This is a genomic window from Bradyrhizobium sp. PRIMUS42 (assembly GCF_023006515.1).
In the GTDB taxonomy this organism is placed as follows: Bacteria; Pseudomonadota; Alphaproteobacteria; order Rhizobiales; family Xanthobacteraceae; genus Bradyrhizobium.
Genome location: NZ_JALBGZ010000207.1, coordinates 1 through 9,157, shown reverse-complemented (window position 1 = coordinate 9,157; position 9,157 = coordinate 1). Strand labels below are relative to the sequence as shown.

Annotated in this window: 10 protein-coding genes and 2 pseudogenes; 8 read left to right on the top strand and 4 right to left on the bottom strand. The window is 64.6% G+C overall.

What is annotated here, in order from left to right; translation table 11 throughout:
- Positions 1–226, bottom strand: a pseudogene (locus tag MOV75_RS17335) (MFS transporter); the annotation flags it as partial.
- A gap of 168 nt (positions 227–394) precedes the next feature.
- Here MOV75_RS17335 and MOV75_RS17330 point away from each other — a divergent pair.
- A complete protein-coding gene (locus tag MOV75_RS17330) occupies positions 395–1,747 on the top strand; it encodes an Nramp family divalent metal transporter (protein WP_246927136.1) in 1,353 nt (450 codons plus the stop codon).
- 63 nt (positions 1,748–1,810) lie between these two features.
- On the opposite strand, the gene MOV75_RS17325 is transcribed toward MOV75_RS17330, so the two are convergent.
- From MOV75_RS17325 to hemB, 3 genes are all read right to left on the bottom strand, one after another.
- Positions 1,811–2,587, bottom strand: a complete 777-nt coding sequence (locus MOV75_RS17325) for an arginyltransferase (protein WP_246927132.1) — start codon at positions 2,585–2,587, stop codon at positions 1,811–1,813.
- 119 nt (positions 2,588–2,706) lie between these two features.
- Complete coding sequence (locus MOV75_RS17320; RefSeq protein WP_246927130.1) at positions 2,707–3,249, bottom strand: RDD family protein; 543 nt, start codon at positions 3,247–3,249, stop codon at positions 2,707–2,709.
- A 245-nt stretch (positions 3,250–3,494) separates the two neighbouring features.
- Entirely contained in the window at positions 3,495–4,556 is a 1,062-nt protein-coding gene (gene hemB, locus MOV75_RS17315; protein WP_246927128.1) for a porphobilinogen synthase, read from the bottom strand.
- A gap of 124 nt (positions 4,557–4,680) precedes the next feature.
- Here hemB and MOV75_RS17310 point away from each other — a divergent pair, with 124 nt between their 5' ends.
- The 7 genes and pseudogenes from MOV75_RS17310 to MOV75_RS17280 form a co-directional block, all read left to right on the top strand.
- On the top strand, positions 4,681–5,181 hold the full coding sequence (locus tag MOV75_RS17310; RefSeq protein WP_246927126.1) for a DUF6163 family protein: 501 nt from the start codon (positions 4,681–4,683) through the stop codon (positions 5,179–5,181).
- A gap of 498 nt (positions 5,182–5,679) precedes the next feature.
- Positions 5,680–6,198 carry a MarR family winged helix-turn-helix transcriptional regulator gene (locus tag MOV75_RS17305; RefSeq protein WP_106952563.1) on the top strand — a complete coding sequence of 173 codons (519 nt, stop codon included), beginning with the start codon at positions 5,680–5,682 and terminating at the stop codon, positions 6,196–6,198.
- A 201-nt stretch (positions 6,199–6,399) separates the two neighbouring features.
- Positions 6,400–6,636, top strand: coding sequence for a hypothetical protein (locus tag MOV75_RS17300; RefSeq protein WP_246927124.1), 237 nt, complete (start codon positions 6,400–6,402; stop codon positions 6,634–6,636).
- 37 nt (positions 6,637–6,673) lie between these two features.
- The gene (locus MOV75_RS17295) at positions 6,674–6,895 is read left to right on the top strand and encodes a hypothetical protein (protein WP_028144414.1); all 222 of its coding nucleotides are present in this window, start codon (positions 6,674–6,676) and stop codon (positions 6,893–6,895) included.
- 271 nt (positions 6,896–7,166) lie between these two features.
- Positions 7,167–8,465: a serine hydroxymethyltransferase gene (gene glyA / locus MOV75_RS17290; RefSeq protein WP_246927122.1), complete on the top strand. Its 1,299-nt coding sequence runs from the start codon at positions 7,167–7,169 to the stop codon at positions 8,463–8,465.
- Between the two features lie 13 nt (positions 8,466–8,478).
- Entirely contained in the window at positions 8,479–8,961 is a 483-nt protein-coding gene (gene nrdR / locus MOV75_RS17285) for a transcriptional regulator NrdR (RefSeq protein ID WP_007603426.1), read from the top strand.
- Positions 8,958–9,157 (top strand): annotated as a pseudogene (locus MOV75_RS17280) (riboflavin biosynthesis protein RibD); the annotation flags it as partial. The gene nrdR and the pseudogene MOV75_RS17280, both read left to right, overlap by 4 nt.

Below are 9,157 nucleotides of genomic sequence, written 5' to 3'. Positions count from 1 at the left end.
AGCGGCGTGAGATGCGGTCGGCGAGCAGGCCGGCCGGAATGGCGAACAGCACAAAGGGCAGGGTCAGCGCGGTCTGCAACAGGCCGGTCTGGCCTTCCGCGACCCCGAGCGTGAGCACGGCGACGATGGGGGCTGCGGCCAATGCGATCTGCTCGGCCGACTGTGCCGCGAGGTTGGACCAGGCGAGGCGGCCAAAGGTGTCGGGAAGACGGGGCGGGTTTGACATGGCTCATGTCCTGCAAAGTCGAGTTGGCGCCAGTATCCGGCCGCGAGGCCCGCCAAACCCACCCGCTTTCCGACAGGGTGGCCGCATCCCGGCCGGGACGGGAGCCCATGCCGCTAGATGCAGTTGCAAATGAGTTGCAATAAGAAGGAAGTTGGGTATTCTCGCCCCATGGATGCCCGATCACCCCACCTGAGCCCCGACGCCGCCGGCTGGCGCACTGATGCGCCCACCACCAAGAGCCTCGCGGAGGTCAATTCCACAGTCGCGATCCCGGCCGCTGGCCACTGGTCGCGGCGGCTGCTGGCCTTTGTCGGTCCGGGCTATCTCGTGTCGGTCGGTTACATGGACCCCGGCAACTGGGCGACCGACCTCGCGGGCGGATCGAAGTTCGGCTACACGCTGCTCTCCGTCATCCTGCTCTCGAACCTGATGGCGATCCTGCTGCAGTCGCTGGCGGCACGGCTCGGCATCGTCACCGACCGCGACCTGGCGCAGGCCTGCCGCGCCACCTACTCGCCGGCGGTGAACTTCCTGCTCTGGCTGGCCTGCGAGGCGGCGATCATCGCCTGCGATCTCGCCGAGGTGATCGGCACCGCGATCGCGCTCAAGCTCCTGTTCGGCATTCCCCTGATCGGCGGGGCGCTGCTCGCAGCCCTCGACGCTTTTCTGCTTCTGATCCTGATGAACCGCGGCTTCCGCTTCCTCGAAGCCTTCGTCATCGCGCTGCTCGCGGTGATCGCGGTGTGCTTCGCGGTCCAGATCGTAGCCGCGGCCCCGCCGGTCGCGGAGGTGCTGCGCGGTTTCGTGCCGAAGAGCGAGATCTTCACCAACCCTGAAATGCTCTACATCGCGATCGGCATCATCGGCGCGACCGTGATGCCGCATAATCTCTACCTGCACTCCTCGATCGTGCAGACGCGCGCCTATGAGCGCAACGACACCGGCCGCCGCGAGGCGATCAAATGGGCGACGACGGACTCGACCATCGCTCTGATGCTGGCGCTCTTCATCAACGCCGCGATCCTCGTCGTCGCTGCTGCGACCTTCCACAAGAGCGGCCATTCCGATGTCGCTGAGATCGGCCAGGCCTTCGAGCTGTTGTCGCCGCTGCTCGGCCTCGGCATTGCGTCGACGCTGTTCGCAGTGGCGCTGCTCGCCTCCGGCCTCAACTCGACGGTGACGGCGACGCTCGCCGGCCAGATCGTGATGGAAGGCTTTCTCGACCTGCGCCTGCCGAGCTGGGCGCGCCGCCTGCTCACGCGCGGCATCGCCATCGTCCCCGTGATCGTCGTCACCGCGATCTATGGCGAGCGCGGCACGGCCGATTTGCTGGTATTCAGTCAGGTCGTGCTGTCGATGCAGCTGCCCTTTGCGGTCATCCCGCTGGTCCGCTTCGTCTCCGACCGCCGCAAGATGGGCCAGTTCGCGATTCCCGCTTACGTCGCCGCGATCGCGTGGATCGTCGCGGGCGTGATCGTGATTTTGAATCTGAAGCTGCTGGCGGATACGCTGATGGGGTGAGTGGCGAATGGCGAGTAGCGAATGGTGGCTCTACTCGCTACTCCCAACTCGCTATTCGCCAGCTTAGTCCTGCGGCTCGGACGCCGTATCCCCCTGCGCGTCGATGCGCAGCCAGCCTGAGGGCGCGAGGCGCTGCTGCGGCAGGAAGCGGGCCTTGTAGTCCATCTTCTTCGAGCCCTCGATCCAGTAGCCGAGATAGACGTAAGGCAGGCCCTGACGTCGGGCGCGGGCGATGTGGTCGAGGATCATGAAGGTGCCCATCGAGCGGCTGACCTGGCCCGGCTCGAAGAACGAATAAACCATCGACAGACCGTCGCTGAGCACGTCGGTCAGCGCCACCGCGATCAGCTCCTCGCCGCGGCCGGTGATACCGCTGTCGGGGCCGCGCTTGCGGTACTCGATGATGCGGGTCTCGACATGGCTGTCCTCGACCATCATGGCGTAGTCGAGCACGGTCATGTCGGCCATGCCGCCATGGCGGTGCCGGGCGTCGAGATAGGCGCGGAACACCGAATATTGCTCGGAGGTGGGCACCGCGCTGCGCTGCTCGCCGATGATGTCGGCGTTGCGTGCCATCACCTTGCGGAAGTTGCGGGAGGGCCGGAACTCATTGGCGACGACCCGGACCGAGACGCAGGCGCGGCACTGGTCGCAGGCCGGACGGTAGGCGATCGATTGGCTGCGGCGGAAGCCGCCATGGGTCAGGAGGTCGTTGAGGTCTCCGGCGCGCTCCCCAACGAGGTGCGTGAACACCTTGCGCTCATGCCGGCCCGGCAGATACGGGCAGGGCGAGGGCGCCGTAAGGTAAAATTGGGGGGTGTCGCGCGAGTGCTGGGTCAAGGGACGTCGTGGGCCTCCGAAGTGAGTATCAGCATCGCGCTACGGAAGCCCCCGGTCAATTGGTCAGCTCGGCAGGTCAGATCAGTCAGCTTAGATGGTCCTGGTTGATAGGTCGTTGCTCAGTAGGTCCTCGCGGTCTGCGGCACCGGGGCGCGGACGGAATTGTTGATCACGACCGTTCCCAGCACGATGTCATGCAGCAGGCGCCGGCGGCCGTTGAACAGTCCGACCAGCACCACGAAGGGCGTCAGGAACGAGACCGTCACCCAGAACAGCACGGCGTGGGTGGCGCCGAGCACGAAATAGCCGGGCGCGCCGTACCAGGTGCGCAGCTCCAGATCCATCAGGCGCATGCCGACCGTCGCCGACGAGGGACCGCCGATGCAGGCGCCATAATAGACGATGGCCCAGATCACGGAGGCCGGCCAGGCCAGCCAGAACAGCGCCCAGCCGATGCCGAGGGTGACCACGCCGAACACCGCGATGAAGACGTAGCCGAGGATCACCGGCACCGAGATCACGACCATGTCGATCAGGAAGGCGAATGCGCGCCGCGTCGCAACGCCGCGGAACAGTTCCGGATGCAGATAGGGGTCGTAGGCATGCGGCTGCGCCCCGCCGTCATTGCGCCAGGCGCCTGAATTGCCCGAGTCATACGACATCGTCCGTCCTCCCAGGGGGAAACAGAGGGAAAACCCTCGAGCAGGACATGGGAACAGCCCATCCCCGTGCCAAGGGCGCAGGGACATTAACAAGCCGAAATATTCCGGCGATTCGGCGGCGTTCTCTCGCCGCTGTCATTCCGGGGCGGTCCGCAGGACCGAACCCGGAATCTCGAGATTCCGGGTTCGATGCTAACGCATCGCCCCGGAATGACGGGAGTTGCTGAGAGGTCGCTCTACGAGACCTACCCCTGCGCGCGCAGCTTCTCCGCCGCCTTCGGTGCAAAGTAGCTCAGCACGCCGTCGGCGCCGGCGCGCTTGAACGCCAGGAGGCTCTCCATCATCGCGCGCTCGCCGTCGAGCCAGCCGTTGTTCGCGGCGGCCGCGATCATCGCGTATTCGCCGGAGACCTGGTAGGCGAAGGTCGGCATCGCAAAGGTGTCCTTCACGCGGCGGACCACGTCGAGATAGGGCATGCCGGGCTTTACCATCACCATGTCGGCGCCCTCGGCGATGTCGAGCTCGACCTCGCGCAGCGCTTCGTCGGTGTTGGCGCTGTCCATCTGATAGGTGCGCTTGTCGCCGGTGAGCGTCTTGGCCGATCCGATGGCGTCCCGGAACGGGCCGTAGAAGGCGGAGGCGTATTTGGCCGCATAGGCCATGATCTGCACGTCGAGCAGGCCTGTGCGATCCAGCGCCTCGCGGATCGCGGCGACACGACCGTCCATCATGTCGGAGGGCGCGATGATGTCGCAGCCGGCCTCGGCCTGCACCAGCGCCTGACGCACCAGCACGGCGACCGTCTCGTCGTTCAAAATCTTGCCGTCGGAGATCAAGCCGTCATGGCCGTGGCTGGTGAAGGGATCGAGCGCGACGTCGCAGAGGACGCCGATCTCCGGAAACTCCTTCTTGATTGCACGCACCGCCTGGCAGACCAGATTGTTCGGATTGGTCGCTTCAGAACCGTCCTCATCGCGCAAGGAGGGGTCGGTGTAGGGAAACAGCGCGATGCAGGGGATGGTGAGCTTCATTGCGCGCTCGGCCTCACGCACCGCCTGGTCGACGCTGAGGCGCTCGACCCCTGGCATCGAGGCGACCTGCTCGCGCTTGTTGTTGCCGTCGATCAGGAACAGCGGCCAGATCAGATCGTCCGTGGTGAGCACGTTCTCCCGCACCATGCGCCGGGCCCATTCGGCCTTGCGGTTGCGGCGCGGGCGGACGGTCAGATCGAGGGCAGGGGAGGCGCCAGTGCCATCCCGGCGCGAAACCTCGCGCAATTCGATCGGACGTCCGTATTTAATCGCCATCACTCTTCCTCCGGCTGGAATTATTCTTATACCAGCTCGCATGGTTCCCGTCACCGCGGCTTGACCTGCCGCAAGGGATGGGCAGCCGATTGATTTTGCGGGCCGAAGCAGCCAGAAGGGGCCCATGTCCGAGATCTCCACCCGCGATGCGGCCCGTGACGGCAGCCCCAGGGACGCCGTCAGAGACAATGCCAGAGACAGCGCGATGTCGGTGGCTGCGATCTCGTCGGAGCGTTCGGAGTCCGACGACAATGTCTGGACGCGCCGCCTCGTGCTGTTCCTGCGGGTGATGGCGCTGCTCTCGATCCTGAAAGGTCTCTATCACTGGGCGCAGGTGACGGGCTTCGTCGGCGGCGAGGACGAGGCGTTCGAGAACCAGTCGATGGCCTGGCAGGCCGCGACCGTCTACTTCGCCGTGATCGAGCTCGTCGCTGCGGTCGGCCTGTGGCTGGCAACGCCGTGGGGCGCGGTGGTGTGGCTCACGACCGTGGTGTCGATGGCGGTGATCGAGCTGATGTTCCCGGGCATCTACGGCGGCAGCCTGATCGTCGTCGGCGTCGAGGCCTTCATGCTCGCCGCTTATCTCGCGCTCGCCTGGATGGCCGCGCGCGAACGGCCGCCGTAGCAGCGTTTCGCGATACGAAAGCTCTCGTGCCCCGGACGCAGCGCTACTTTAGCGGTGCGCTGCAGAGCCGGGGCCCATCTCTCCGCGATCTCATTTGTGGCTTTCTGGGTCCCGGCTCTGCGCTTCGCTTGTCCGGGACACGAAACGTTTCGCGCGCTCTTGGTTGACCGTTGGTTGCCTAAAATTTGCGGTAAGTTTTCGTTGACCAGCCGGTTCCGCCACAGCTGTTACGCGCCCGTTTCGAAACGGAGCGGGCCTGTTCTGGAATGCGACAACGGGGGCGGACGGAGGGTGAACAGGACCTTGCGAAGGTCAACAGAGCGTTGCGAAAAGTGCTTGTGGCACAGGCTTAATCCGCAATTCACTGTCTTAAATTCATGATCTCTTTATTCTCTTATTTAAGCCGATCTTCAAACGAGCCCCTTAAGTTGCACCTATCAGACGGAGCACAAGTTTCGTCGAATAAGTGTCGATAAAAACGACAACAGGGGAAGTGTCATGATGAAAGCCGTCGCAACTGCGGCAGATACCGCAGAGCGCGTCTCCGGCCAGCAGGGTTCGGTGCAGTCGCTCTATCTGGAAGCTTTGACTCTGGTGGAGCGGCTGCATCGCCGGCTCCTCGACGTGATCAAGGACGAGTTCGATCGTCGTGGTCGCGCCGACATCAACTCGGTGCAGGCGCTCCTGCTCTACAACATCGGCGACAAGGAGCTGACCGCGGGCGAGCTGCGCACGCGCGGTTACTATCTCGGCTCCAACGTCTCCTACAATCTGAAGAAGCTCGTCGAGCTCGGCTTCCTCGATCATCAGCGCTCGCGCGTTGATCGCCGCTCGGTGCGCATCCGCCTGACCCCGCAGGGCCAGGAAGTCCGCCGCATCGTCGATACGCTGTACCAGAAGCACGTCAAGACGGTGGAGCAGGTCGGCGGCATCTCCGGCGAGGAGTTCTCGACCCTCAACAAGTCGCTGCATCGCCTCGAGCGGTTCTGGACCGACCAGATCCTCTATCGGCTCTGAGTTTTCTCAAGGGATCAAGGCCAAGCCGGCCCCCAACAAGACCGGCAGGCTTCCCGAACTGTGCCTCAACTTCCCCATCGCGCCGGCCCGGATCCCCTCCGGACCGGTGCGTTTTACTTTGTGCACCTGCGAAAAAATTGCTCGCGCTGCGGAACCAGCTCCGGCCTCAGCACTTATCTCCTTCGGATCGGAGACAAGTCGATGCTGGTCGAGCGCGGGCTTCAGGCGATGAACGTGGAACTCGTGAGCGAGGCCTACGCCATCGCCGCGAACTACCTGCGCCGCTCCGGCGCGATCCCCGATACCCTCGTCACCGACGAACACCTGCTGGGGATTATCGTGAAGCTGCTCCAACAGGGCGAATTCAACAAGATCAGGCTCGCCAACAAGGCGATCACGTGGTTCGAGACGCAGTCCGAGGCCCGCGCGGTTGCCTGAACAAGACTCCGAAAATTCAAGAGAACCAGAGGGTGCCATGGAAGCCGCCATCGACCGCATCATGCAGACCTATGACCTGCTCGCCAACCGCACCGCCGCGGCCAGCGAGGAGGCCCGGGCCAAGGTCACGAACTATCTCACGACATTGATGGAGGCCGGCGAGAAGGACCCGCACAGGTTGACTGTTTGCGGCCTGACCTATCTGCGCCAGCTCGATGGCAGCGTGGACCCCGTGAAGGCGGGGTATACCGGGCTGTGACGCGATTTCTGCCGCACCTCGCGGCTTCGGGTAGGAGGAATTAAAGGCCCGAATCGGCCCCATTTCGGATGTGACGGGCGGGCGATTCCCTCAGGCTGGCCCGTCACCGAAAACCTCCACTCCCCACCATATCTTGCACAAATCTCGCACCCGACCCGCAAATGCTTGGCCTGTTGCGGGCGATGTGGTAGATCGCGCTCGCCGCTTCCGATCGCCACACCAGACCGCCCGTAGCCCGCCAAAAGGCTGCGGCGGTGGAGATATTCGCAAGATGACCGCACCCAAGACCGCCTCCGCGCCCGATTCGTTTTTCGCCGCCTCGCTCGAGCAGGCCGACCCGGAAATCGCCGCCGCCATCAAGGGCGAGCTTGGCCGTCAGCGCCACGAGGTCGAGCTGATCGCCTCCGAGAACATCGTCAGCCGGGCCGTGCTGGAAGCGCAGGGTTCGGTCATGACCAACAAATATGCGGAAGGCTATCCGGGCGCGCGCTACTACGGCGGTTGTGAGTGGGTCGACGTCGCCGAGAACCTCGCGATCGATCGTGCCAAGAAGCTGTTCGGCGCCAAATTCGCCAACGTGCAGCCGAACTCCGGCAGCCAGATGAACCAGGCTGTGTTTCTGGCGCTGCTGCAGCCCGGCGATACCTTCATGGGGCTCGATCTCGCGGCCGGCGGCCATCTCACCCACGGTTCGCCCGTCAACATGAGCGGCAAGTGGTTCAAGGCCGCGCACTACACCGTGCGCCGCGAGGACCAGATCATCGACATGGACGCGGTCGCCAAGCAGGCCGAAGAGGTGAAGCCGAAGCTGATCGTTGCCGGCGGCTCGGCCTATTCGCGTGCCTGGGACTTCAAGCGCTTCCGCGAGATCGCGGACTCGGTCGGCGCCTATCTCCTGGTCGACATGGCCCACTTTGCGGGCCTCGTCGCCGGCGGCGTGCATGCTTCGCCCGTGCCGCATGCCCACGTCACCACCACCACCACGCACAAGTCGCTGCGCGGTCCGCGCGGCGGCCTGATCCTCTCCAACGACGAGGCGCTCGCCAAGAAGCTCAACTCGGCGATTTTCCCCGGCCTGCAGGGCGGCCCCCTGATGCATGTGATCGCGGCGAAGGCGGTTGCCTTTGGCGAAGCGCTGCGTCCGGACTTCAAGGTCTATGCGAAGAACGTCGTCGAGAACGCCAAGGCACTGGCCGAGGCGATGAAGAGCCACGGCTTCGACATCGTCTCCGGCGGCACCGACAACCATCTGATGCTGGTCGACCTCCGGCCGAAGGGCCTCAAGGGCAACGTCTCGGAGAAGGCGCTGGTTCGCGCCGCCATCACCTGCAACAAGAACGGCATTCCGTTTGACCCCGAAAAGCCCTTCGTCACCTCGGGCCTGCGTCTCGGCACCCCGGCGGCGACCACCCGCGGTTTCGGCGTTGCCGAATTCCAGCAGGTCGCCGGCATGATTGCCGAGGTCCTCAACGCGATCGCGCAGTCCGACGACGGCAAGGCGCCGCTGGTCGAAGCCGCGATCAAGGAACGGGTCAAGGCGCTCACCGACCGGTTCCCGATCTACCAGTAAGTAGGCCAAGCGGATGCGCTGCCCGAACTGCAACAGTCTCGATACGCAGGTAAAGGACTCGCGTCCGACCGAGGACTCTTCCGTGATCCGCAGGCGGCGCGTGTGCGTCGCCTGCAATTTCCGCTTCACCACCTTCGAGCGCGTGCAGCTGCGCGAGCTCACGGTGATCAAGCGCAACGGCCGCCGCGTGCCGTTCGACCGCGACAAGCTGATGCGCTCGGTCTCGATCTCCCTGCGCAAGCGGCAGGTCGAGCCTGAAAGGGTGGAGAAGATGGTCTCCACCATCGTGCGCGAGCTCGAGACCGGGGGCGAGGCCGAGATCTCCTCGGAGGTGATCGGCGAGACCGTGATGGAGCATCTGCGCACGCTCGACGACGTCGCCTATGTGCGCTTCGCTTCGGTCTATCGCAATTTCCGCGAGGCCAAGGATTTCGCCGACGTGCTCGGCGAGCTCTCCGGTGAGGAGGAAGCGCGGCTCGCCGCGATCCGCAAATGATCTTCCGTATCCTGGAAGATCAGTTCGCGCAGAAGGCCCGCGAGGCCAAGGACGCCGATTTTCGCTTCATGCAGCTTGCGCTGGCGCTGGGTAAGCGCGGGCAGGGGCGTACCTGGCCCAATCCGGCCGTCGGCGCGGTCATCGTCAAGGACGGGGTCATCGTCGGGCGGGGCTGGACGCAGCCCGGCGGGCGGCC

Bases quoted from the DNA above. Each gene is read 5' to 3' on its own strand.
- MOV75_RS17295 (WP_028144414.1), top strand. From the start codon at position 6,674: ATGGAAGCCGCCATCGACCGCATCATGCAGACCTATGACCTGCTCGCC.
- nrdR (WP_007603426.1), top strand. From the start codon at position 8,479: ATGCGCTGCCCGAACTGCAACAGTCTCGATACGCAGGTAAAGGACTCG.
- MOV75_RS17300 (WP_246927124.1), top strand. From the start codon at position 6,400: ATGCTGGTCGAGCGCGGGCTTCAGGCGATGAACGTGGAACTCGTGAGC.
- glyA (WP_246927122.1), top strand. From the start codon at position 7,167: ATGACCGCACCCAAGACCGCCTCCGCGCCCGATTCGTTTTTCGCCGCC.
- MOV75_RS17310 (WP_246927126.1), top strand. From the start codon at position 4,681: ATGTCCGAGATCTCCACCCGCGATGCGGCCCGTGACGGCAGCCCCAGG.
- hemB (WP_246927128.1), bottom strand. From the start codon at position 4,556: ATGGCGATTAAATACGGACGTCCGATCGAATTGCGCGAGGTTTCGCGC.
- MOV75_RS17305 (WP_106952563.1), top strand. From the start codon at position 5,680: ATGATGAAAGCCGTCGCAACTGCGGCAGATACCGCAGAGCGCGTCTCC.
- MOV75_RS17320 (WP_246927130.1), bottom strand. From the start codon at position 3,249: ATGTCGTATGACTCGGGCAATTCAGGCGCCTGGCGCAATGACGGCGGG.
- MOV75_RS17330 (WP_246927136.1), top strand. From the start codon at position 395: ATGGATGCCCGATCACCCCACCTGAGCCCCGACGCCGCCGGCTGGCGC.